The 23,409-nt window shown below is 48.3% G+C and carries 19 protein-coding genes; 9 read left to right on the forward strand and 10 right to left on the reverse strand.

What is annotated here, in order from left to right:
- Nucleotides 1-29: 29 nt before the first annotated feature.
- Nucleotides 30-2,282, reverse strand: coding sequence for a hypothetical protein (locus tag B160_RS0106260; protein WP_018627037.1), 2,253 nt, complete (start codon nt 2,280-2,282; stop codon nt 30-32).
- Between the two features lie 209 nt (nt 2,283-2,491).
- Here B160_RS0106260 and B160_RS0106265 point away from each other — a divergent pair, with 209 nt between their 5' ends.
- Both B160_RS0106265 and B160_RS0106270 read left to right on the forward strand, forming a co-directional pair.
- Nucleotides 2,492-3,169: a response regulator gene (locus B160_RS0106265; RefSeq protein WP_018627038.1), complete on the forward strand. Its 678-nt coding sequence runs from the start codon at nt 2,492-2,494 to the stop codon at nt 3,167-3,169.
- Nucleotides 3,170-3,207: 38 nt separating this feature from the next.
- Nucleotides 3,208-4,257: a sensor histidine kinase gene (locus tag B160_RS0106270; protein WP_018627039.1), complete on the forward strand. Its 1,050-nt coding sequence runs from the start codon at nt 3,208-3,210 to the stop codon at nt 4,255-4,257.
- A gap of 80 nt (nt 4,258-4,337) precedes the next feature.
- Here B160_RS0106270 and B160_RS0106275 read toward each other — a convergent pair whose 3' ends face one another.
- The 4 genes from B160_RS0106275 to pheS form a co-directional block, all read right to left on the reverse strand.
- Nucleotides 4,338-5,228 (reverse strand): TraB/GumN family protein, encoded by an 891-nt coding sequence (locus B160_RS0106275; RefSeq protein ID WP_169540001.1) that lies wholly within the window; start codon nt 5,226-5,228, stop codon nt 4,338-4,340.
- Between the two features lie 102 nt (nt 5,229-5,330).
- Nucleotides 5,331-6,524 carry a beta-ketoacyl-[acyl-carrier-protein] synthase family protein gene (locus B160_RS0106280; protein WP_018627041.1) on the reverse strand — a complete coding sequence of 398 codons (1,194 nt, stop codon included), beginning with the start codon at nt 6,522-6,524 and terminating at the stop codon, nt 5,331-5,333.
- A 9-nt stretch (nt 6,525-6,533) separates the two neighbouring features.
- Nucleotides 6,534-6,797, reverse strand: coding sequence for a phosphopantetheine-binding protein (locus B160_RS0106285; RefSeq protein WP_026309583.1), 264 nt, complete (start codon nt 6,795-6,797; stop codon nt 6,534-6,536).
- Nucleotides 6,798-6,887: 90 nt separating this feature from the next.
- The gene (gene pheS / locus B160_RS0106290) at nt 6,888-7,934 is read right to left on the reverse strand and encodes a phenylalanine--tRNA ligase subunit alpha (protein WP_018627043.1); all 1,047 of its coding nucleotides are present in this window, start codon (nt 7,932-7,934) and stop codon (nt 6,888-6,890) included.
- A gap of 204 nt (nt 7,935-8,138) precedes the next feature.
- Here pheS and B160_RS0106295 point away from each other — a divergent pair, with 204 nt between their 5' ends.
- On the forward strand, nt 8,139-8,684 hold the full coding sequence (locus tag B160_RS0106295) for an ORF6N domain-containing protein (protein ID WP_018627044.1): 546 nt from the start codon (nt 8,139-8,141) through the stop codon (nt 8,682-8,684).
- Between the two features lie 393 nt (nt 8,685-9,077).
- A complete protein-coding gene (locus tag B160_RS0106300; protein ID WP_018627045.1) occupies nt 9,078-9,545 on the forward strand; it encodes an Lrp/AsnC ligand binding domain-containing protein in 468 nt (155 codons plus the stop codon).
- A gap of 155 nt (nt 9,546-9,700) precedes the next feature.
- On the opposite strand, the gene B160_RS0106305 is transcribed toward B160_RS0106300, so the two are convergent.
- The 3 genes from B160_RS0106305 to B160_RS0106320 all read right to left on the reverse strand — a co-directional run bounded on the left by B160_RS0106305 (nt 9,701) and on the right by B160_RS0106320 (nt 13,259).
- Nucleotides 9,701-10,786: an ABC transporter permease gene (locus B160_RS0106305; protein WP_018627046.1), complete on the reverse strand. Its 1,086-nt coding sequence runs from the start codon at nt 10,784-10,786 to the stop codon at nt 9,701-9,703.
- Nucleotides 10,787-10,819: 33 nt separating this feature from the next.
- Nucleotides 10,820-11,935 carry a glycosyltransferase family 2 protein gene (locus B160_RS0106310; RefSeq protein WP_169540003.1) on the reverse strand — a complete coding sequence of 372 codons (1,116 nt, stop codon included), beginning with the start codon at nt 11,933-11,935 and terminating at the stop codon, nt 10,820-10,822.
- A gap of 535 nt (nt 11,936-12,470) precedes the next feature.
- Nucleotides 12,471-13,259 carry an alpha/beta fold hydrolase gene (locus B160_RS0106320; protein ID WP_018627049.1) on the reverse strand — a complete coding sequence of 263 codons (789 nt, stop codon included), beginning with the start codon at nt 13,257-13,259 and terminating at the stop codon, nt 12,471-12,473.
- Nucleotides 13,260-13,463: 204 nt separating this feature from the next.
- Between B160_RS0106320 and B160_RS0106325 the strand changes: the two genes are divergently transcribed.
- The 4 genes from B160_RS0106325 to B160_RS0106340 all read left to right on the forward strand — a co-directional run bounded on the left by B160_RS0106325 (nt 13,464) and on the right by B160_RS0106340 (nt 19,850).
- Nucleotides 13,464-13,904, forward strand: a complete 441-nt coding sequence (locus B160_RS0106325) for a MarR family winged helix-turn-helix transcriptional regulator (protein WP_018627050.1) — start codon at nt 13,464-13,466, stop codon at nt 13,902-13,904.
- A 75-nt stretch (nt 13,905-13,979) separates the two neighbouring features.
- Nucleotides 13,980-15,773 carry an acyl-CoA dehydrogenase family protein gene (locus B160_RS0106330; RefSeq protein WP_018627051.1) on the forward strand — a complete coding sequence of 598 codons (1,794 nt, stop codon included), beginning with the start codon at nt 13,980-13,982 and terminating at the stop codon, nt 15,771-15,773.
- 139 nt (nt 15,774-15,912) lie between these two features.
- Nucleotides 15,913-17,931 carry a transglutaminase domain-containing protein gene (locus B160_RS0106335; RefSeq protein ID WP_157557932.1) on the forward strand — a complete coding sequence of 673 codons (2,019 nt, stop codon included), beginning with the start codon at nt 15,913-15,915 and terminating at the stop codon, nt 17,929-17,931.
- Complete coding sequence (locus B160_RS0106340) at nt 17,931-19,850, forward strand: DUF3857 domain-containing transglutaminase family protein (protein WP_018627053.1); 1,920 nt, start codon at nt 17,931-17,933, stop codon at nt 19,848-19,850. The genes B160_RS0106335 and B160_RS0106340 overlap by 1 nt, the downstream gene beginning before the upstream one ends.
- 45 nt (nt 19,851-19,895) lie before the next feature.
- Here B160_RS0106340 and B160_RS0106345 read toward each other — a convergent pair whose 3' ends face one another.
- Nucleotides 19,896-20,654 carry a rhamnogalacturonan acetylesterase gene (locus B160_RS0106345; protein ID WP_026309585.1) on the reverse strand — a complete coding sequence of 253 codons (759 nt, stop codon included), beginning with the start codon at nt 20,652-20,654 and terminating at the stop codon, nt 19,896-19,898.
- Nucleotides 20,655-20,657: 3 nt separating this feature from the next.
- On the reverse strand, nt 20,658-22,055 hold the full coding sequence (locus B160_RS0106350) for a pectate lyase (protein ID WP_040679580.1): 1,398 nt from the start codon (nt 22,053-22,055) through the stop codon (nt 20,658-20,660).
- Nucleotides 22,056-22,347: 292 nt separating this feature from the next.
- Here B160_RS0106350 and B160_RS0106355 point away from each other — a divergent pair, with 292 nt between their 5' ends.
- Nucleotides 22,348-23,385 (forward strand): LacI family DNA-binding transcriptional regulator, encoded by a 1,038-nt coding sequence (locus B160_RS0106355; protein ID WP_018627056.1) that lies wholly within the window; start codon nt 22,348-22,350, stop codon nt 23,383-23,385.
- Nucleotides 23,386-23,409 lie beyond the last annotated feature (24 nt).

Here is a 23,409-nt window from a genome sequence, read left to right on the forward strand (position 1 = left end):
ATCTTTTAACAAAACCAAGACGCAAAAAATCAGATATCGGTTTCCCCGGTCTCTTTTTTATAGGCTTTTATGAAAATAGCTCCCAGGTTTTTATAGGGAGGGATGTAATCTTCAAACCCCGGAACATTCGCCCGGCCTTTAAATTCTTTCCAGAAGGGGATCCATTCTATGTCTTTTCCCGTACGAAGTTTCTCTGTTAACAATAAAAAGAAGGGTTTGTTGATGGCGGTTTTACCAATTTGCTTGGAGGCGATGATATGAGCATCCTCAGACTTCCTTAAAATAGAGTCGATCAGATTAAAGCCGCCGCAGGAGCCCATAAAGACCAGTTTGGAGCTGGGCGACATATATTCGATGGTAGACGGCGCATAATAGCTGTGACCGCGGTGAATGGTAACGGTTGGATAAAGGTTATTTTCTTCCAGGTAGGCATTTAGTGCCCGCTGCGCTTTGTCGTCCTCGCCTTTCAGCTCATTCAGCGGGCGGTTGGCATAGATCGATACGGGATTCCCTTTCGTTGATTTGATCACCACCCATTGTTTGTTGCTGCGGTCGATCTTCCAGTTGGAGGGGTTGAACATGTTCAGAAAGCCATTAAAAATGTTGCGCCCGTCCTGGTCACCGTAAAAAAACACCTGGCTGATCACTGCTCCTTTTTCGTTTGCCAGGCTTTTAAAGCTGACATCATATACCGGGGGGATCCGCAATTCCTTGGTAAGGTCGATCCGGTTGGAGGAATCCGCCGAAAGGAAAAGATAATTCAGGATGTTGTAAATAGCTACTCCTTTCTTATTGCCTGCCTGTTTGTTCCGGTTGAGGTTTTCTTTTACATCGTTCAGCATCTGGCCGGCCAGCTCGGGGAGCGTTTCATAAACGCTGGCGTACGAGTCGGCCACGTCTACACCGTCTTCCAGCCCTTCTGTTTTCTCCAGGTTGCTGACAAAGGAGGTCATCAGCTTTTTGGTATCTTCTTTATCGGAAAAGGTGCTCAGAAAATTTTTAAGGGTATTGTAAGAGGCCGCCTGGCTCAGAAATTTCCGGTAATGATCAAAGTTGACGTTTTTCAGCAATTCATCCCCTTTATTACCGGCTTTCCGCATCATCAGCGGGTACACCCCGTTGGTGTAGCTGCTGGTATAAATAAGACCGTTGGTCAGCACTGCTACATAGTACAGCTCCTCTGCACTCAGCGGCTGTATCGCGCGAAAGCGAATGGCATCGGGACGCTCATGCAGTCCGTTGATGGGAGCAACGAATTCATCTTTGGCTTTTTGTTCCAGTTTGCCCAAAAGGCTCCTGTGACCGATTGCCGTATCACCGGCGGAAGCGCGCCTGGAATACTCAATCTGGGTCTGCACCAATAGCCGGAAATACTTTACCGGATTGTTCTTAACGGCATCGATATCCTTAATGGTCAGCTTGCCGGTAGCAATGAGGTCCAGGAAGGGAAAGTAGAACTGCCCGCTTTTGTTGTCGCTCCGGGCCATGCTCACGATGCTTTTTATCAGCGGATCGTCTTCTATGTTCTGGATCTTGTAGCTGAGTTTATTGTTGGCCTGTGCATAATCATAAAGCTGCTGCGGGTATTTGTGGGCCATTACCCGTATCAGGCTGTCTGCATGCGGAGATTCGGGGTTGGTCCTCAGGGCGGCGAATGTTCGTTGCGGGTATCGCTCGCTTAGTTTCAGCAGAAGCAGGTCCTTGGTATCGTTGTAGCCCGGATTGTCCTTAAAGACCCTGGGCAAAATAGCGGTATAGGCAATATCGTAGGGAAGAAAACGGATCACCGGTGCCACAGACCGTTTATTCCGGTCGGCTTCTATACACTTTTTATAGGTAGTGATGATCTGCGGCAGGTAGGCCGCATCCACCTGACTTCGTCTCCATCCGGTTTTTACGTAGCGGAGAATATCGGAGATCCCTGACAGATAATTTGCCTTAAGTCGCTGATTCATAGCGGGGTCTGACTCGATTTCATATTGCAGCCAGTCTACCTTTTTGGTAACGGCATCGCTTACGGCACTGTTTACCTGGCTGTCAGAAGAAACGTTGAGCAGGGCATCGGTCTTTCCATCGCTGGCCAATAAGGCTTTCTGGTCGGCATCTACCGTTTCATGCAGTTTCAGGCGGATCATGGCAGGTGTGTAGGCCGGGATGGTATCCACCACTACTTCAACGGGAGCCGGCTGGCGCTTTTTTTTTCGTTTGGATCGTCTTTGTGCATCTACTTGTACGGATAATAAAAGCAGTAAAAGAAAGGGTATCAGTTTCTTTATATACATAAAACACAAGTTACACGGCCTGTTTAAGAATATTTGGTTAAAATTCATGCAAAATTTATACCATGATACCAGACTGCTGAAAACGAGCTGTTTCCCGTGTCATTTTATGGTAAGCAGAAAATTAATTTATTATTAACTCTGCACAATCCGGATCGTTAAAAGCCTCAGATCAAAAAAATACGGTTAGGTTTGCTTTAAATTTCTGTTAAATGGAGCACAAGGGCTATAAAATACTGGTGGCGGATGACGAACCCGATATCCTGGATATTTTATCATACAACCTGATAAAAGAAGGCTATGATGTTACCACGGCCAGGGATGGTGAGGAAGCCATTGACCAGGCCAACAGGGTTAAGCCGCACCTGATCGTTCTGGATATGATGATGCCCAAGAAAACCGGGGTTCAGGTTTGCCAGGTACTAAGAGCACAATCGGCCTTTAAAGATACACTGATCATGTTTCTTACGGCATTGAATGATGAATCTACCCAGATCCGCGGGTTGGAAACGGGTGCCGATGACTATGTAAACAAACCGGTAAGCCCAAAAGTATTGCTGAGCAGGGTAAGCGCTTTGCTGCGCCGCATTCATAAAGAAGACAGCAAAGTTATCAAAGTAGGACCGGTGACCATTGATCCTGAGAAATTTGTGGTGCTGAATGGCGACAAAGAGATTATACTGGCAAAAAAAGAATTTGAGCTGCTTTACCTGCTGGCCTTAAAGCCCGGACGTGTATTCCTGAGAAATGAAATTTTAAACGCTATCTGGGGAAATGATGTAATTGTGGGAGACCGTACCATTGATGTGCATATCCGGAAAATAAGACAGAAGCTGGAGCTGGATTGCATTACAACGGTGAAAGGGGTCGGGTATAAATTTGAGGTATAACAGGATGCCGGTTTCCGGAATTATTTAATGGATTGATCATGTTTGACCCTAAAAACCTTTCTCCGAGAAAATTATCGTTCTATACAGCACTGGGTCTGGCCACTCCCATCAGTATTATCGAGTACATCCTGGAACAGAAATGGCAGCCCGCCGTTGCTTCGTTCTTTGTAGTGCTGGTTGGCGGCTACCTGCTGATAAGTTTTGTGCTGGAGCGGTTTATTTACCGCAAGATCAAAGTGATCTACAAGTTTATTTATCAAACAAAGGCTACGCGGCGCCAGGAAACTTATTATAAATACATCCTTCCCAAGAAAAGTCTTGACGAGGTGGCGGTTGACGTAGAGAACTGGGCCCAGGAGAATCAGCAAAAGGTGGCTACGCTGCAGGCTAATGAAGAATTCCGGAGAGAATTTTTACAAAATCTTTCCCATGAATTCAAAACGCCGGTTTTTGCCATCCAAAGTTATGTGGAAACCCTGCTGAACGGCGACATGACCGACCCCCTGATCAACCGGAAATTCCTGGAGAAAACGTCTGCCAATGTAGAGCGCCTTACCAACCTGTTACAGGATCTGGATGAGATCTCCAGCCTGGAGCGTGGGGAGATTACCATTGTGAAGCGGAACTTTATCATACAGGACCTGCTGAAGGATTCTTTTGAAAGTATTTCCATTAAGGCAGAGCAAAAGAATATACACTTCAGCATTAAGAAAGGCTGCGAGGCTCCGATTGTAGTAAATGCTGACAAGGAAAAGATCCGTCAGGTAGTGATCAACCTCCTGGAAAATGCTATAAAATATGGAAAGATCAATGGAAGCATCAAGGCCGGGATCTATAAAACGGATGACAAAAGGATACTGGTGGAGCTGAGCGATGACGGAGTGGGGATCACCGAAAAAAGCCTGCCCAGGATCTTTGAGCGTTTTTTCCGCACAGAAACAGGGCGCAGTATGGATGTTACCGGCAGCGGGCTGGGCCTGGCGATCTGCAAGCACATTATTGAGGCCCACCAGCAAACGATCCATATCCGCAGTACGGAAAATGTAGGCACCACCATCGGATTTACATTGGCGGCAAAGAAAGATTAATGTGGCAATGTGCTGATTTGAAAATTTGGAAATGAGGGATCGGAAGGGAAAAGGTAAAGGCCGATAGTCGATAATGGAAGCTACTTGCTAACGGGGATAAGTTTAACGGGTGTAACACTGTATCCTTTTTTTCTTAGTGCAGGAATCAAACAGGAGGGGTCTCCCAAAAGATGCCCGGCACCTACAACGATAAACGCATTTCCTTTTTTGAGTTCAGGGATCAGTTTTTTTAACCAGGTTTTGTTTCTTTCAACGTGAACTTTAACCGCCTTGTCCTTTAAAACATAGTCGAAAGTGGCAGCGGCATAATATTGTTTCATGGCCTTTACTACACCATAGTATCTGTCTTTTTTTAGTGCGGCGGAGTCAGAATGAGTTAACAGGTTAAAGGTTTTGATATATCCCACAATACTTCTTGTATAAAAATTGCCTGCCAGAACGCTTTGAGACAGGAAACGGGCGTCATCCAGTTGAAGTATGGGTTTTTTTGATGTGGCCATCAAAGCATTTATTGCTTCATCAAAATTGGGGGAAGCCTGCCGGTGAAGCCCGGATCTTATTTGTATTGAATCATAAATTATGTTTTCCAATACCCCAAGATCGGATACCTGCATTATCAAATTGGTATCGGCGACATTTATTATTTGTGAAGGCCTCTTTTTTAAATCAAAAGGTAGTTCAAAAAAATCATCTAAGTTAAAATGCCTTACAAAAAAATCATCAATCATTGCACTGTCCTTCCCAAACCATTCTTTGAATGACTTCTTGGGAAGTTCATTGAAAGAGGTAATAAATTTTTGAGCCTCAACACTATCGGCGAGGCCGAGGGTTTCACAGGCATAGAGCCTGCAATTGGCCAGCAGGTCCAGAATCCTGGTGAATTTGTAAACAAACGAATCGGCTCTTACGGGATGCATACTACCAAGGAGGTGAGAGGTATTGCCTGTTTGGGGATCGGTTATTTCCCACAATACGGATTCTGTAAGAATCTTTTTTTTGCCTTGTGCATGTATCAAAAAACTGCAGCAGATCAAAATGAACGTAAAGCAGGCTTTCATGTTATTGCAGCAAGTTTAATATTTTGAAAATATCAGTGAGCTGCAGTTGCCCCCGAATCCAAAGGAATTGGACATCACATACTGAAGCGGCTGTTTCTGGTAGGCCCGTGCCGGTGTAAGCCCGGTTTTTTCGATGGGTGTTTCAAAGTTCAATGAGGGGTACACTTCCTGGTGATGCAGGTTCAGGATGCTGTAGATGGCTTCAACGGCGCCCGCTGCACCCAGTGTATGACCGGTATAGGATTTGGTGCTGGAAAAGGCAGGTACCTTATCAAACAGGCGCAGCATGGCTACGCTTTCCGTTTCATCATTGTTTTCGGTAGCGGTGCCGTGCGCATTAATAAAATCAATGTCTTCCGGCCGGAGCCCGGCTGTTTGCAATGCACCCTGCATGCAAAGAAAAGGTCCGTCGGCGCTTTCTGAGGTAGAGGAAGGGTGGTAGGCGTCGTTATTGTTACCAAACCCTTTCAACTCAGCGTAAACGGTACGGGATGGTGCAATCGTTTCTTCTTTCTCCAGAACGATAAACCCCCCGGCTTCACCCAGGTTCAATCCCTTCCGGTTGATGTCAAAGGGCCGGCAGGGCGCATCTGAAAGGATCATCAGTGCATTAAATCCATTAATGGTGAATTTTGCCAGGCTGTCTGTTCCGCCGGCGATCACTTTTTCTGCCAGGCCGTTCTGCAGCAGGCGCGCGCCGTACATAAGCGCATTGGCAGAGGAGGAGCAAGCTGTATTGAATGTGTTAACAATTCCGCCAATACCGAAAAACGATTGCAAAAAGAGCGTGCTGGCACTGTTGGAGTAAGCGCTCAGATAGGGGCTGCCGGTGGGGGTACCGGCATTGGCATCGGCGTACATAGTATCGGTAAGGCACATGCCGCCTACGGTGCTGGCGCTGATGAGCGCTGTGGAACTTTTGCGCAGATCAGCACCGGATAGCCGGGCGTCGCTGATGGCCTCGTTCAGGGCGTGCAACGCTATAAGATCTGTGCGGGTTACTCCGGGGTATGCTTCCGGTTGCAGTTCCATCAGGGCTTCTGTACTTTTTTTGATTTCGCCAAAAGGAAGCGATCCTGCATATTTTGACCGGAGATGGGCTGCTTTTCCGATACCGGAACGCCCTGCTGTGAGCGACTGACGGTTTTCCGCTACCGTATTGCCAATTGCGGAAATAAGCCCTATGCCGGTAACTAAGATTCTGCCCAAAACGGAATGTTATTTTGTGCGGTGCTGTTCGATATAATCTACCATTGTATTTACGGTAGTTAATATTTTTCTTCCCTCTTTGGGATCCTGGATGTTGATGCCGTATTCCCTTGAAAGCATTACGATCAATTCAATGGAATCAATGGAGTCCAGTCCGAGGCCTTCTCCAAACAACGGCTCATCGTCCCTGATCTCTTCCGGTTTTACATTATTCAGGTTCAGAAACTTGATGATCTGTTCTTTTACCTGCTGTTTTAGTTGTTCTTTTTCCATTATTATTCTATATAAATAGTTATCAAAAATAAGCATCTCAGGTGGTAGTAACCACCTGTTTTATTCAGGTGCTGATCAGAAAAAATCAGTTTATGTTGCAGCGGTAAACTGCTTTAGGAAGCGGACATCATTTTCGCTGAATAAACGGATATCATTAATGCCATACTTTAACATCGCCGGCCTTTCTACTCCCATACCAAAGGCAAAACCGGTATATTTCTCCGGGTCGATGTTGCAGTTCTGCAATACGTTCGGGTGTACCATGCCACAACCCAGGATCTCCACCCAGCCGGTTTTTTTACAGATATTGCATCCTTTGCCTCCGCAAATAAAGCAGCTTACATCCATTTCGGCGCTGGGCTCGGTGAAGGGAAAATAGGAGGGGCGGAACCGCACCCGTACATCTTTGCCATACATTTCCTTTACAAAAAAATAAAGGGTCTGTTTCAGGTCGGCAAAAGAAACGTTTTCATCGATGTACAGTCCTTCCACCTGGTGAAAGAAGCAATGGCTGCGGGCACTGATGGTTTCATTGCGATAAACACGCCCCGGGCAGATCACGCGGATGGGCAATTTGCCCTTTTCCATTTCCCGGATCTGAGTATTGCTCGTATGTGTGCGCAGCAACCAGTCTACAGCAGCGTTTTCACCGGCGTCCACATAAAAGGTGTCCTGCATATCGCGTGCGGGATGGTGGGCCGGCATGTTCAGCGCGGTAAAATTATGCCAGTCGTCCTCAATTTCCGGTCCTTCCGCCACGGCAAATCCCAGGCGTTGAAAAATGGAGATGATCTTATGGCGCATGAGGGAGATCGGATGGCGGCTGCCCAACGGAACGGCATCGCCCGGCAGGGAAAGATCCGGCCGGGCATTATCTGCTGTGCTGCTTCCCCCTGTTGCTGCTTCCTTTAACTCGGCATACCGGGCTTCAGTAAATAATTTAAACTCGTTCAGCAGCTGACCGGCTTCTTTTTTTTGCTCGGCGGGCACCTGCTTCATTTCACCCATTACCTGCTTCACCCGGCCTTTGGAACCCAGCCACAGAATGCGGAATGCCTCCGCCGCCTGTTCGCCGCTGCCGGCAAATCCGGTGATTTCCTGTTTATAAGCGTCTAACTTTTGAATCAAATCCTGCATAGCGGACAAAGATAATTAAAATGCAGGAGGCAGGATACCGGTAATTTTGGGGAGTCGGAGTCCTTTCGGCGTTCTGCGTATACGGGGAATATAATGGTTTGGATGCCTGCAAATATACCGGGGACATTATTTTTCCGGAGTGATAAAAATGCTGTAAATTGATGACGAAACATGTTCTAACCATTAGAAATAAATGAAAGCACCATGCAATTAACTGTTATTCAACAAAAAATTTATGAAATAAGAGATCAGCGCGTAATGATGGATTATGATCTCGCTGATTTGTACCAGGTCGAAACCAAGCGGTTGAAAGAAGCTGTAAGAAGAAACAGAAAGCGTTTTCCGGAAGACTTTATGTTTGAACTGACCAAAGAGGAACAAGACGGTTTGAGGTCGCAATTTGCGACCTCAAACCGGGGAGGGCGGCGCTATGCACCTTTTGCGTTTACCGAGCATGGAGTGGTGATGCTGGCATCTGTATTAAACAGCGATAAGGCCATTGAAATGAATATTACTATCGTGCGGGCATTTATCGCTTTGCGGGAACTTGTCTTACACCGTGGGGATTTTTTGCAACAGCTGCAAAGCCTGCGTACCGAATTGGACCAGCGTATTGATGGGCATGATGCCCAACTGAACCAGATATATGAAGCGCTGGAGAATATGCTGGATGCGGAAGCCGAAAAGAAAGCTGAAGAGAAGGCTAAAGCGGAAGCATGGACAAACAGGGAACGGATCGGTTACAAATGAACGGGCTCCCCGAAAAACGCAATAAAAAACCCTCACAGGAGGTACCTGCAAGGGTTATTAAAAAGCTGTAGGGGGAGGGCTCGAACCTCCACGAGGCAGTTAGCCGCAACACAAAATCCGTGGTGGTCAACCCCGGTCGATCCCGACCGAAACCAGGACCGGCTCTATGCTGTGTTTATCCTGTGCTCCTCACCCCCGAGACAAGAGGGCATGTCTGCCAAAAATTTCATCACCCCACAGTGTAAAAGAACATGCTGTTTTCAGCGTTTGATAGAACAAAAATAGACAATCTCACCTGATCATTCCAAATAATTCAATAAAAATTTTGAAAATATAGAAAATGTTTAAATATTTGCAATGATTGTTAAATTATTTAAAATCAACATTGCCTAAATGAACAATAAATTAAATCTAGACAAACTCGATTTGCAGATCATCCAGCACATGATGGAAGATGCAGAAATCTCTTACGCGGATCTTGGTAAAAAACTTTTTGTATCCGGCGGCACCATACATGTGCGTATCAAAAAATTGCAGAAGGATGGCATTGTGAAAGGTACAAAATTAAATACAGATTTGAAACTATTGGGGTATGATGTTATTGCTTTTATCGGAATTTATCTGAAAGAGAGCTCCCTCTATGATTCGGTAGCTAAAGAATTGTATAAGCTGAAGGAGGTGGTGCGCCTTAATTATACAACGGGTAACTACAGCATGTTTGCAGAAATCATTTGCAAAGACATCAGCGAGCTCCGGAACGTACTGCATGAGAAACTGCAAAAGATCAAAGGCATAGAAAGAACAGAAACACTGATCTCTCTTGAAGAAAGCTTTTCCAGGAATGTAAGGGTGCTGGATTAGGTTGATGGATGGTTTTGGTGCTTTGTTCAGGTTTTGGTTGTGCACCGGAAGCGAACGATGATGGTTTGTCATGGATGCCCGGTTGGACAAGTGCAGCAATGGCGATCGCTTCGGTGTTGCGCAGCCGGGATCCGGAATCAGCATGCCCGATCCCTTTACAGCTTCCCTCTTACATTGAGCGCATCGCGCAGGCCGTTCCCAAAAAGGTTAAAGGCCAGCACCAGGATCATGATGGCAAAACCCGGGGCTAAGGCCAGCATTGGGTTTTGAGTGATGATGAAATTATAATTTTCCTTGATCATCAGCCCCCAGCTGGGTTGGGGCGGTTGTACGCCAACGCCCAGGAAACTCAGTCCCGCTTCAATCACAATAGCCGATGCAAAATTGGCGGCGGCGATCACCAGCACCGGTCCCATTATATTGGGCCAGATATGGCCGGCAATAATGCGTGCGTTCTTAAATCCGAGGGCCTTCGTTGCTTCAATATATTCCAGCTCGCGCACGGCCAGCACCTGGCCCCTTACGAGGCGTGCGACATTTACCCACATGGTCAGTCCTACGGCAACGAATACCTGCCAGAATCCTTTTCCCAGCGCCAGGGTAATGGCAAAGACCAACAGCAGCGTGGGGATGCTCCAGATCACATTGATGAACCACATGATACTTTCGTCTACCCTGCCCCGATAGAAGCCCGCAAGAGAGCCCAGGATCAATCCGATACTGATGGAAATGATCACGGTGATCATGCCCACGCTCAGGCTGACCCGGGTACCAACGATCAACCTGCTGAGAATATCCCTTCCATAACTATCGGTACCCAACCAGAATGTTTTGGTGACGATGGGCTCCGGAGCGAGCTGTGTTTTCGCAAAATGCATGTTCTCCGTAACGCCTTCGTCAATGTATTTGTCCACAAAAATGCTGTCTGCTGTGTACCGGTAGCTTGTAATGGGCAGATAGTCTGACTGGTCGGGCCGTCCGCTGAGCAGCCGTTGCAGGAAGCCGGCAGGTGCGGGCGTACGTTCCTTTTTGATCTTTAAAAAAGTTTGTTCCGTTCCCGGCCTGGCGCCACCGACCTCCAGGATGATGCGGTTTGCATTCGGAGAAGGGTCTTCTGCCAGGAAGTAGCAAAACACAGCTATGAAAACAGAAAGGAGGATCACACAAAGGCCGATTACTGCTCCCTTGTTTTTTTTGAGCCGTTTCCAGGCAGGCTGGTGGAAGATGGAAAATATCTGCATGCGTTTCAAATGTAAGAAAAAACAAAAAGCGCTTTATTTTACCCGCCGGCCCTTCCATTCATACCGGCCAAAACTGCCCAGGAACCCGGCAAGTATGGTATAGCCGATGTGCAGGGGCTGAAACAGGAAAAAATATTTTAACCGCGACCGTTTGTTGAAGAACTGTGCCACACTTTTGATAAACGGATACTCAATAATGGTTTTCAAAATCCAGAAACCAGGCAATACAAAAAAGAAGATGCTGTTTACAAACCCTGCAATAAGCAAGACGAGAAAAGAGGCGTTAAAAAGGTACACCAGCAGCAGCACTGCAAAAATACGTTTGTCGTCATAGCTGGTGGCCTTACTGGCCCAACGGATGCGCTGGTTAAAGAACGCACCCCAGGTGGGAGCGGCAGCAGTTTTTACGATCGCCTGTTTTGATTTCAGGTAAACAACTCTGTGCGGATACTGCTTCCATATCTTATGCATCAGCAGCATATCATCACCGGAAGCGATCCTGTCGATACCCCGGAAGCCGTTTACTTCGCCGAAAACGTCTTTGCGGTAAGCAAGGTTGGCGCCATTGCACATGGTGTGTATGTTCTTATAAACCGAAGCACCGGTAATGCCCTGCAATGTGAGAAAGTCCAGATCCTGGAACAGGTTGACCAGGCCTTTTTCTTCGTTAAAGGCAACAGGAGCTGCTATGAATACCGGATCCGTTTCGCTTATGGCCTGCGCAAAGCTCTGCAGCCAACCGGGGGGCGTGATGCAATCCGCATCGGTGCAAACGATCCAGTCGTGTTTTGCAGCTGCGATGCCGGTTTCAATGGCTTTTTTCTTATAAGAATTCATTTCCCTGCCGGTGAGCCGGATGACTTTTATAAAAGGGGCGTCCCTGTTGTCTGCGGCAAATCTTTCAGCAAGCGATGCCGTCCGGTCATCCGAATGATCGTCTACCACGATCACTTCAAAGAGGTGGGAAGGATAGGGTTGCTTTTTTATGGATTGCAGCAGGGGGAGGATATTTTCTGCTTCATTCCTGGCGGGAATGATGATGGTAAAAGAAGGACCTGTTACGGCCGGGGTGCCTGCTGCGGCCTGCGCGGGGATCTGCTTCCAGCTTCTGGTGTAGAACAGGATCAGGTACGCGTAAACGACAAACAAAAGAAATATAATGCCGGTGAGCCACATAGAGCGGCAAAGCTAAGTGATTCTTGCCGGGATGACGAAAACGGGAAGCGGATCGTCAAACAGAAAGCGCAGCCCCGATATCAAAAGGGGATCCCGCAGTGCTCCGTCAACTTAAAATGGAAAGGCGGGAACCGCTCTTTGTATTTGTTATCCGTAAGCTCAAATACCTGTATGGAATTTGTATCCGGGTCTGACATCAAACAGTATTTCACGCCGCAAATTCGTAAAGCGTGAACTGGGTATTGCGGTCCTTAAGCCGTGTGGTTGGGAAAATATTTCGACAATTAAAACAGGTGTTTTTGTAATATGGCTTTCGGGATCCGGATCTCCGCAGGCAATTAAAATATCCGGACGTACAACGTTGGCTTCATCAATGATCCAATCCTGTTCATATAAGACCCTGCAATAGCATCAGCTCCCGATCGCCTTCCCATCGTTTCCGGTCCTGGGCGGTAAAGGTAGGTATGTATAAATACCGGGGTCATTGTTGTAAGGGTACAAAATGTCTCTATATCACATTGGTATAGTCCCTTAATGCGGTTTGCACTGTTTTGTGATGCAGTAACCGGTGCCCGGCTTCCAATACCCGGGTTTTGGCAAATGCTTCGATGTTTTTTACAAACCGGGAACCACGCTTTGCGGGGATCACCTTGTCGTATCTTCCAAAGTAGAGCGCTACGGGGGTTTGTTTTTGAGCGATTGCTTTTTTTACCTGTGCGATATCCGGTCTGAAAAAGCGAAAGGCCGTCCATACCGTATAGAGCTTTTCCCGCACCTGTGGCTGGTGCAGGTGGTGGATCACGAACTTTTTAACGCCGGCATTGATCAGTCCTGTTTTATGAAGGATACCGGCAAACCTTATCAGCCATGCGGGGTGCTTCATGGTGCAGGCAAATAACCGGTTGCCCAAAAGGGTGTGCGAAGAAAACCAGTACCAGAAACTCATCTTCAGTCCGTCGGGGGCCAGCAGCAGCAGGCGGTTAACCCTTTGCGGGTAGTGCTGATAATAAGAAAGGCAGATACGCCCACCCAGGCTGAAGCCGATGAGGGTCAGCGGCTGTGTCGGAGAGCAGGACTCCGCTTCAAGAAGGATATGAAGGATCTCATGGAGCTGGTCCGGAGTAAAGCGGGAGCCTTCTTTCCAGCTGGTGTGCCCGTGAAAGGGGGCATCGATAGCCAGGATGGTATAACGGCCGCCACTGTTTTCCAGTATGGAAAAGGATGATGCCGACTCATTGAAACCATGAAAGCAGACCACCGGCTGCGGACCGTTGCCGGTGACGCTGTAGCTGATCACTGATTGTCTGTATAAAATATATTTCTGATCCAGATGCACTGATTAAAGATCCGGTGATACTGCAATTTCGCTTATTTTTTGCGACGGCGTTTACCCCGCGGACAACTGCTTTTTCTTTGTCATCTTTATTGACGGCGATCAACATCGAATTGTTGAAAGCAATACAAAAATAGACTAACTTTGGTTAGTTGTTAAAACAACTATATGTCAAACAACCAATTTAAAAAAAGTGAATTGTACAGCTTCATCACCGGTGTGGCCAGTACAGCCATTGCCCGGAGGTTGCAGAAGAAGTTCAACCAGGCAGACCTGAGTCTGACCATTGAACAGTGGAGTGTGTTGTACCATTTATGGAAGGAGGACGGCATCAGTCAGCAGGATCTTTGCAAGGCTACTTTCCGGGATAAGCCCAGCATGACCCGGCTGGTGGATAATCTTGAAAAAGCAGGGATGGTCCGGCGCATTCATTCAAAGGCAGATCGCAGAAAGAACCTGATCTTCCTGACGGAACGGGCCAAGGAGATGCAGGACACCTGTTACAGCTTTGCAGAAGAAACGGTGGAGGAGGCGCTTTCCGGGGTAAGCAATGATAAGATCGAGGTTTGCAAGGAGGTGCTGAAGATCGTGTACGAGAATCTGAGGTAGAGGAAATGGAGCCGTCGGGGGCAAGGTGCTGAAGCTGAACGCCCCGAAATTTAAAAAACTTTAAAAACAACGACAATGGATGCTGCTGTAAACAAGGAAGCCATTACCCATGGAGCGGAGTGGCTTGTAAAAGAACAGGTACCGGCGCAAACCTTTACGGCCAACGAATTTGATGAGGAGCAGTTGATGATCCGCGACCTGTGCAACCAGTTCCTGGAGGCGGAGATATGGCCCAACCTGGACCGGATCGACAGCATGGAGCCCGGGCTGATGAAATCACTGGTACAGAAAGCCGGTGAGCAGGGGCTGCTGGCCACATCCTTTCCGGAAGAGTACGGCGGGTTGGGGAAAGATTTTGTGACCTCCACTATCATTAATGAATACCTGGGTGCGGGGCATTCCTTTTCGGTAGCGATTGCCGCGCATACCGGGATCGGTACCCTCCCGATTTTATATTTCGGCAATCCGGAACAGAAACAAAAATACATCCCCAGGCTGATCACCGGTGAATGGACCGGGGCATACGGCCTTACAGAACCCAACAGCGGCAGCGATGCGCTCAGCGCAAAAACCACGGCCAAACTGAGCGATGACGGGAAATATTATTTATTGAACGGCCAGAAGTGCTGGATCACCAACGGTGGTTTTGCGGATGTATACACGGTTTTTGCAAAAGTAGACGGCGATCAGTTCACCGGCTTTATCGTGGAGCGGGGCATGGAAGGATTTACACAGGGCCCGGAAGAGCAGAAGATGGGTATTAAGGGCTCTTCGACGGTGCAGCTGTATTTTCAGGATGCCAAAGTACCTGTCGAAAATGTACTGGGCGAGATCGGTAAAGGACATAAGATCGCCTTCAATATATTGAACATCGGCCGCCTGAAGCTTTGTGCTGCCGCGTTGGGTGGGGCGCGCAAGGCCTTTAATACCTCCCTGGAATATGCGAAGACGCGCGAGCAGTTCAAGCAGCCCATTAGTAATTTTGGAGCGATCAAACATAAGCTGGCAGCAATGGCCATTGGGATGTTTGCCGCAGAATCTGCTTTATACCGTACTGCTAAATGGATCGACCGGTATGAACAAAAACTGCTGTCTGAAGGAAAACCCTTTAATGAAGCGCTGCTGGGCGCAGCAGAAGAATATGCCATCGAATGTGCCATGCTGAAGGTTTTTGGAAGTGAGCTGCTGGATTTTGTGGTAGATGAGGGCGTGCAGATCCACGGGGGCAATGGATTTAGTGCCGAGTATAATATTTCCCGTGCCTACCGCGACAGCCGCATTAACCGTATTTATGAAGGTACCAACGAGATCAACCGCCTGCTGATCCTGGATATGACCCTGAAACGTGCCATGCAGGGACGCCTGAACCTGATGGGGCCGGCAATGGAAGTACAGAAGGAGCTCATGAGCATACCGGATTTCAGCAGCGAGGAAGAAACACCTTTCGGAGAAGAACAAAAGCTGATCGCCAACCTTAAAAAAGCCATCCTGATGGTGGCAGGAGCCGCCGCGCAAAAGCTGATGATGAAAATCGAAAGCGAGCAGGAGATCCTGATGAACATTGCGGATATGGCAATGGATGTATTTCATGCGGAAAGCATGCTCCTGCGTACTGTTAAGACCACTGCAACAAAAGGGGAGGCTGCTGCTGCCGACTATGCAGATATGACCCGCGTGTACCTGTATGATGCAGCAGATAAAATAAACAAGGCCGGTAAAGATGCCATTAACGGTTTTGCCGAAGGCGATGAACAACGCATGATCCTGATGGGGCTGAAACGGTTTACAAAAGCACCACCTTTCAACAGCAAGGAGGCGCGCCGCCGCCTTGCCGATAAACTGATCACAACAGGTTATTATTATTTTTAATACCTCCGTATGAACAATGAGAAGGCGGGGCTTTGTCCCCGTTTTTTTATGTACTGCGGTACAGGCAAAACAGGCCGGCCGGCAAAAATTTTTCCATTTTTGGCAGAGCTTTTTATATTTGTCCTGTTTTTTAACTATTATGAGAACTACTTTACTTACAATACTGCTGTTTGTGATCTGCCTTTTTCCTGAGCTTGCAAGTGCCCAGGAAGAAACAAATCTGAAATTCGGAAAAGTAAGCGCGGCGGACTTTAACCTCCGGTCGCCGGTGATTGATTCCAATACCAGTGCCGTGGTGCTGTCTGATGTAGGAACATCAAGGATCGTAGGGAACAATGAAGGATGGTTTTCGCTGATCCATAAACGTACTACGCGGATCAGGATACTGGATAAAAAAGGCTTTGATGCGGGCAGTGTTTCTATTGACCTTTATACGTCTCCGGATGGCGAGGAAAAGCTTAAGGAGGTAAAAGGGATTACCTATAACCTCGAAGGTGGTACCGTGCAGCAAACGAAGCTGGAGTCTTCCAATATCTTTAAGGAAAGGGTGAACCGGAACTGGATCTCAAGGAAATTCACCTTTCCGGATCTCCGGGAAGGGTCGATCGTGGAATATACCTATACCATCGAATCCGAATTCTTATTCAATCTGCGCTCCTGGGAGTTCCAGGGCGATTACCCGCGGCTGTTTACACAGTATACCGTGTATATACCCCAGTTCTTTCAGTATGTTTTTTTATCCCAGGGATGGATCAAACTGAAAAATACCAAGAAGGATGTTTTTAAGACCTGGTCGGTAACGGAATCCAACAGCACTCAGGCTACAGAATATTACAGGCTGTCGGGTTATGAAACGCAAAATACCTGGTCGGCAACAAATGTTCCGGCGCTGAAAGAAGAGCCGTTCACCTCATCACTCGGAAATCATAATTCGAAAATCGATTTTCAGCTTTCTCAGTACCGGTTTCCCAATACGTCGCCCAAGGACATCGTGGGAAACTGGGCTACCGCCAGCGAGCAGCTGCTCAAGCACGAAAACTTTGGTGCGGAACTCACGCGGCCCAATTTCTGGCTGGGTGATGAGGTAAAGAAAATTACGCCTCAAAGCACGGGCAACCTGGAGGCTGCGCGGGCAATTTATGCATTTGTGCGGGATCATTTTACTACAACCCGGTCAGACGGATTTTATCTTTCGGATCAGACAACGCTGCGGGATGTATTCCGGAAAAAGAGCGGAACGGCGGCCGAGATCAATATGCTTTTGATCGCCATGCTGAAACAACGGGGCATTACCGCTGACCCGATGCTGTTAAGCACCCGCGGCCACGGATGGGCGAGTCCAAACTACCCCCTGCTGAACAAGTATAACGCTGTTCTGTGTGCCGCGCGGGTTGATGGAAAGTACTATTACCTGGATGCCACCCATCCCCGCCTGGGTTTTGGAAAGTTGCCGCTTGAATGCTACAATGGGCCGGCCTTTGTGGTCAGTCCTGCACCACGCAATGTAAGTTTTGAAGCAGACTCCCTGCATGAAAAAAAGACGACCCTGCTGTTCCTGGTGAATGATAAAGATGGAGGGATCAGTGGTACTTTTAGCAGTACCCCGGGTTACTATGAATCTGTTCAGATACGGGACCAGCTGGCAACAAAGGATATGGGTGCCTATTTTAAAGATATGGAAAAGTCGTATTCTTTTCCGATGAAGCTTTCTGAAACCCATATCGATTCTCTGAAGAATTTTGATTTTCCCGTATCGATACGATATAACGTGGACTTTGATCCGGGAACGGAATCCATGATCTACCTGAATCCGATGTTCAGTGAAGCCGTTAAGACCAACCCCTTTGTTTCTGCGGAAAGAAAATACCCCGTGGAAATGCCCTTTGCAACGTTCCGCCTGTATGTGCTGAACATGGAGATACCAAAAGGTTATGAAGTGGAGGAGCTGCCCAAATCGACACGTGTGATGCTCAATGGAAATGAGGGTATGTTTGAATACATCATCAGCGCTTCCGGAGGAAGGATCATGCTCCAGAGCAAGATCGACATCAAGAAGGCAAATTTTCTGGCCGAAGATTATCAGACCCTCCGGGACTTTTTTGGACATATTGCCAAAAAGCACAGTGAGCAGGTGGTATTAAAAAAAATTAAAGAGTAATGAACGCGTTTTTTTTCAGAGGCGTTTTTATTTTTCTGATCGCAGGCGTGTGGCACCTGCAGGCAAGCGCCGAATATCCCGTAAATGCCATACCTGAGGCACTGTTGAAAAATGCGGACCTGGTCAAGCGACTGGACGAAACCTCCGTTGAAGTGCGTGGTATTGGAAAGGCGGTATATCGCAGGCATTATGTTTACACCATTTTGAACGAGGCGGCTGAAGAATATGCGGAACTGGTTGTAGGGTACGATAAATTCCGGCTGATCAACGATATTTCCGGTACCCTGTACAATGCGATGGGAAAGAAACTGAAATCTGTAAAAAGGAAAGATATCCAGGATGGGAGCGGCACGGATGGCTCCAGCCTGATTACGGATGCGCGGTTCAAGTATCATAACTTTTATTATAAAGAGTATCCTTATACGGTTGAGTATGCCATTGAAATCACATTGAACGGTCTTTTCTCCCTTCCGGAGTGGATGCCGCAAAGCGGTCCGCAGATCGCTGTTGAGCGCAGCAGTTTCCTTTTTGAAGTACCGGAAACGTACAAGCTGCGCTATAAAATGTTCCATTATGCGGGTGCACCGCAGGTAAAAGAGGCCAGGAATACAAGGACCATTTCCTGGGCGCTGGATAACGTACCGGCCCGGGAGGAGGAATCTTTTGCACCGGAGTGGAACCGGTTGGTGACCCGGGTGCTAACAGCACCTTCTGATTTTGAAATAGGCGGTTATAAAGGGAATATGGATACCTGGCAGGGCTTTGGAGCGTTCATGACAGCACTTTACGCAGGGAGGGATGTTTTGCCGGCCGGCATCAAAACGAAAGTACGGGAGCTGACGGCCGGGTTAAAGACCCGGCGGGAAAAAATCGATGTATTGTACCGGTATATGCAGCAGCATTCGCGTTACATCAGTATCCAGCTGGGAATGGGCGGATGGCAGCCATTGGACGCAACCTATGTTGCGGAAAAAAAGTATGGCGATTGTAAGGCATTGTCGAACTATATGGTAGCCCTGCTTAAAGAAGCGGGCATCAGGGCATATACCGCATTGATAACCGGGGGAACAGAAGATAAGGATGTTGTGAGCGATTTTCCGTCTAACCAGTTTAATCATGTGATTGTTTGCGTACCGGATGACAAAGACACTGTCTGGCTGGAATGTACCAGTCAGACAGTGGAGCCGGGGTATATGGGCAGTTTTACCGGCGACCGGGAGGCACTGCTGATTGACGATGCCAATAGCCACCTGGTGCGCACGCCGGCATACCAGAAATCGGCAAATGTGCAAACCCGGATGATCGATGCCCGTCTGGATGCGAATGGTACGCTGGTAGCTGCTGTGGTTACCCGTTGTACCGGCCTGCTTCAGGATGATCTGCATGGTGTGCTGCACGGTCTTTCTGATGAGGAAAAACAGAAACGATTGCGGAATTATTTCTCGATCCCCAATTATGAGGTCAGCTCTTTTGGCTATGGGGAGGCGGGCAGCAATGATATTCCCGCCATAACGGAAAACGTGCAGCTGGTATCAAAGAACTATGCGACCATCACCGGGAAACGGTTGTTCATTACCCCCAATATATTGTCGGCAAACACCCGGAAGCTCAGCGATGTGGAGAAACGGGAGCATGAGATCGTTTATGCCTATGGGTTCAAAACCTCGGATACGGTTCTTATAAAGATCCCTCCGGGATATGCCGTAGAGGCCATGCCCCGGCCGGTAAAGGTGGAGAATGCCTTCGGGGAATATGAGATCCGGTTTGCGCTCCGGAACGGGGTCATCAGCATGATCCGCCGATACGACCGCAACAATGGCCATTTTCCTGCCGGCGATTATGAAAAAATGGTGACCTTTTATGATACGGTTTACCGGGCAGACCGGTCGCGGATGGTGCTGGTAAAAACGGCAGAATAACCGGCTGTTCCCGCCGCAGGGCCGTTTATGGAAGCGGCTTTTCCCTTATCTTTTTGAGGACGCGTTCACGATTCTTTCTGCAAGTGCGGGTACCTGCTTCCGGATGGCGGCCAGTACAAGCTCCGCAATTTTTCTGGCCCCCAGTTCTGTAAAATGGGTGTCGTCCGTTTTCCCGGACGGGTAGTTGGGGTGCTCGCCGGGTAAAAGATGCATGAATAACAATTTAGAATATTCGTCGCCCAGTTGCTGGTATAGCTGCTGGCTTTCCCGGTCGAGGTCGATGAGTGGGGTATGCTCCGATTGTGCTACCTCCCGCACAATGCCGGAATAGACGGCATGTGTTTCAGTTATTTTTCCGGAAACATCAAATTTTCTCCGGGCCACCGGCGTGATCAGTATGGGAATGGCTCCCCTGCCTCTGGCCTCTTTGATAAATTGTACCAGGTTACCTTTAAATTCCGGTTCGGGGGTATAAGTTCTCTTGGTTGGTACTTCATCGTTGTGCCCAAACTGGATCAGCACGTAATCTCCGGCACCCGCTTTATCTATAATGGACTGCCACAGCCCTTCTTTTTTAAAGGAGGAGGTACTTCTGCCGTTCTTTGCTGTATTGATAACGGCTACAGACGAATCCCAAAAATAAACAAACGGCATGCCCCACCCGGTTTCGGGAAAGGCCCTTTTGTCCTTGATGGCCATTGTGGAATCGCCCGCCAGGAAGATCTTTATTTTTTTCTGTTGTGCCGTGGGTATGAAGGCAGACAGGAACAACCCGGCCGCTAATACGAGAAGATTTTTCATCATGGATTAATTTACAAGACTGTTTATGTACACTTCAATATTTGAATAGTGCTTATCGATGATAAATGCAGTGCCGTCTGTGTGGCTGTTGGGATCAAGGTGGTGCGCCCGTTCCCATTCATCGGGGATCCCGTCATTATCGGTATCCACGGGTAAAGGCCCCTGTTTTAATACGGGCCAGGCGGAAACCGTTTTTTCAAAAGGCGTGCCGTGGGGGTAGTGGCCCTGAACATCAACCAGTGCTCCTGTGCGGTTCCGGACATTATTGACGATGCGCGCATCCAGGGTATCTCTTTCCGGGAGCCGGGCGCCTGCGTTTTCCAGCACCGCCCTGTACGCCTCCACGGAGGTTTGGTACGGAAGCTGAACGGCTTCAAAGGGCTTTTGCATGACCGCATTCTGCTTATCGGTTTCCGTTCCGTTGTTACCCATATGCACGCCCTTGTAATTGTCTTTTGTAATGTCCGGGGCACCGTCCACATGGTTTCCGCTGACATAATACCTGCCAAAGGGGATGTTTTTCTTTTCTTCTTTATAGGGGTTAACGATACGGGATCTTACCGACGGTTTGGTAGAGGGGCCATAGCGGAAATAATTATTCACAATGTTATAGCTGCCGCCCTCCCCGCCATAAATATTGTTACCGCCCCAGTTATAGATCACGTTATTCCGGAAGTCTGCCAGCTCGGTAGTGGCACCCAGCCTTACTCCGTTAAAGCGCGGATTGCGGCTGTTGCAGTGGGCAAACAGGTTGTGGTGTGCGGTAAAGTGGGCACCGCCCCAGATTCCGCCATATCCATGGTGCTCAAAGTCCTTATCGCCCTCTTCAAAGTGATACGAATAGTTGAGTGGTTCGGAAAGAATATTCCATTGCAGGGTAGTGCTGTCGCCCCTGTAAACGGAACATACTTCATCGGTGCTCCAGCTCATGCTGCAATGATCAATGATAATGTTCTTGCGTCCGGAGCTGCCCAATGCATCATCAGCGCCGGCCCCGTCCTTCATGCCGCCATTCTGGTAGCGGTCGCCCATCCGGATGCGCAGGAAGCGCAGGATGATATTATCTCCCGAAAGGACAACCGGCTGATCCGCCAGGCAAATACCGCCGCCCGGTGCAGTTTGCCCGGCAATGGTCTTACTCCCTTTAATATTCAGACGGCTTTTTAAATGAATGGTGCCTGAAACACGAAAGACGACGATCCGCGGTGCGGCGGAGCTGACGGCTTTTCTCAGGCTGCCTTCTCCGTCATCATTGAGGTTGGTTACCAGGTACACAGTCCCGCCTCTTCCACCGGTTGTATACTTGCCGAATCCTTCGGCCCCGGGAAAGGCAACGGCAGCGTTTTGCTGAGCGGTGCTGTTAAATGTTGCGATGATCAGGGCGGTCAGGAACAGGAGCTTCATATATGACAGGAGTTTGCAGGAATGGTTCTGTTTCGCAGCACCGGGCATGTTTGGCGGTACCCTGGAATTATGTAAATGCATTTTTGTTTCATATGCCGTGGACCGCGTTCCCCTCAGAAGAAATGCGGCAGAACATGCCCCGGAGCTGATCCGGTACCCTCAAAAAAAGGATAGGGTACAAGTTAGGATTATTTCAGGATCAGGAATCTGTTTCAGCCGGCACTATTTACGCAATCGTTGCCGGTAACGATTGTATAAATAAGTATATTCGCTTACCATTAAGAAAGGGTGTATGAAACTGGATGCCATTACCATAAAAGATATTGCGAAAGCACTGGGGTTGTCGGCCTCCACGGTTTCCCGGGCATTGCGCGACAGTTATGAGATCAGTGAAGAAACGAAAAAGAAGATCAGGGATTATGCAAATGAGAATAAATACCGGCCCAATCTTGCCGCTTTAAGCCTGCGTAAGGGCAAATCCAGGTCCATCGGGGTCATTGTTTCGGATATCGCCAATAGCTATTTCAGCCAGGTGATCGCCGGTATTGAGTCGGTGGCCAATGAAAAAGGCTATAACGTTATCATTACACAAAGCAAGGATTCTGCCGAGCGGGAACAGATGATCGTGAATGATCTCACTTCCCGGTCGATCGACGGGCTGATCATCTCCCTGGCAGCAGGAACGACGGACTACACGGTGTTTGAGGAAATGATCGAACGGGGCGTGCCCATTGTTTTTATAGACCGCATTGCCGAAAACATCGAGACGCATAAGGTAACTGCCGACAATTTTACCGGTGCTTATGAGGCGGTGCAGCACCTGGCAAAGAACGGCTACCGGAAAATAGCGCTGATCGCCAACAACCGGAACCTGTCCATATCCAGGGAACGTATAGAAGGATGCATCAAGGCTTTTGAGGAGCTGGGGCTGGAGCAGAACGGAAAATGGGTGCAGTTTTGTGCCGCGGGAGGCTCGGACGACCGTGAGATCGAGAAGGTCGTTTCCTCGCTGCTGGGCATGAAGAACAGGCCCGATGCCTTGCTGACATTATCGGATACGCTGTCGTTAAAAACGCTGCGCATCCTGAAGCAAAAGCAAATGAAGATCCCCGGGGATATTGGCCTGATGGGATTTTCCAACTTCAATAACTCCGAGCTGCTGGATCCGGCATTGTCGGTCATCTATCAGCCGTCTGTGGAAATGGGAAGCGTGGCGGCAAAGCTGTTGCTGGCAGATATAGAAAGTAAACGCCCCATTACCAGCTTTACCAAACAAATGTTATCAACTCGCATTATTACCCGGAAAAGTAGTGCGCCGGCACATTTATAAATCGCTTATTTTTGGGCGAATCAG

This window comes from Niabella aurantiaca DSM 17617, from assembly GCF_000374125.1.
GTDB classification, from domain to species: domain Bacteria; phylum Bacteroidota; class Bacteroidia; order Chitinophagales; family Chitinophagaceae; genus Niabella; species Niabella aurantiaca.

Bases quoted from the DNA above. Each gene is read 5' to 3' on its own strand.
- B160_RS0106270 (WP_018627039.1), top strand. From the start codon at position 3,208: ATGTTTGACCCTAAAAACCTTTCTCCGAGAAAATTATCGTTCTATACA.
- B160_RS0106305 (WP_018627046.1), bottom strand. From the start codon at position 10,786: ATGCAGATATTTTCCATCTTCCACCAGCCTGCCTGGAAACGGCTCAAA.
- B160_RS0106300 (WP_018627045.1), top strand. From the start codon at position 9,078: ATGAACAATAAATTAAATCTAGACAAACTCGATTTGCAGATCATCCAG.
- B160_RS0106350 (WP_040679580.1), bottom strand. From the start codon at position 22,055: ATGAAGCTCCTGTTCCTGACCGCCCTGATCATCGCAACATTTAACAGC.
- B160_RS0106285 (WP_026309583.1), bottom strand. From the start codon at position 6,797: ATGGAAAAAGAACAACTAAAACAGCAGGTAAAAGAACAGATCATCAAG.
- B160_RS0106295 (WP_018627044.1), top strand. From the start codon at position 8,139: ATGCAATTAACTGTTATTCAACAAAAAATTTATGAAATAAGAGATCAG.
- B160_RS0106260 (WP_018627037.1), bottom strand. From the start codon at position 2,282: ATGTATATAAAGAAACTGATACCCTTTCTTTTACTGCTTTTATTATCC.
- B160_RS0106355 (WP_018627056.1), top strand. From the start codon at position 22,348: ATGAAACTGGATGCCATTACCATAAAAGATATTGCGAAAGCACTGGGG.
- B160_RS0106340 (WP_018627053.1), top strand. From the start codon at position 17,931: ATGAACGCGTTTTTTTTCAGAGGCGTTTTTATTTTTCTGATCGCAGGC.
- pheS (WP_018627043.1), bottom strand. From the start codon at position 7,934: ATGCAGGATTTGATTCAAAAGTTAGACGCTTATAAACAGGAAATCACC.
- B160_RS0106335 (WP_157557932.1), top strand. From the start codon at position 15,913: ATGAGAACTACTTTACTTACAATACTGCTGTTTGTGATCTGCCTTTTT.
- B160_RS0106330 (WP_018627051.1), top strand. From the start codon at position 13,980: ATGGATGCTGCTGTAAACAAGGAAGCCATTACCCATGGAGCGGAGTGG.
- B160_RS0106325 (WP_018627050.1), top strand. From the start codon at position 13,464: ATGTCAAACAACCAATTTAAAAAAAGTGAATTGTACAGCTTCATCACC.
- B160_RS0106345 (WP_026309585.1), bottom strand. From the start codon at position 20,654: ATGATGAAAAATCTTCTCGTATTAGCGGCCGGGTTGTTCCTGTCTGCC.
- B160_RS0106265 (WP_018627038.1), top strand. From the start codon at position 2,492: ATGGAGCACAAGGGCTATAAAATACTGGTGGCGGATGACGAACCCGAT.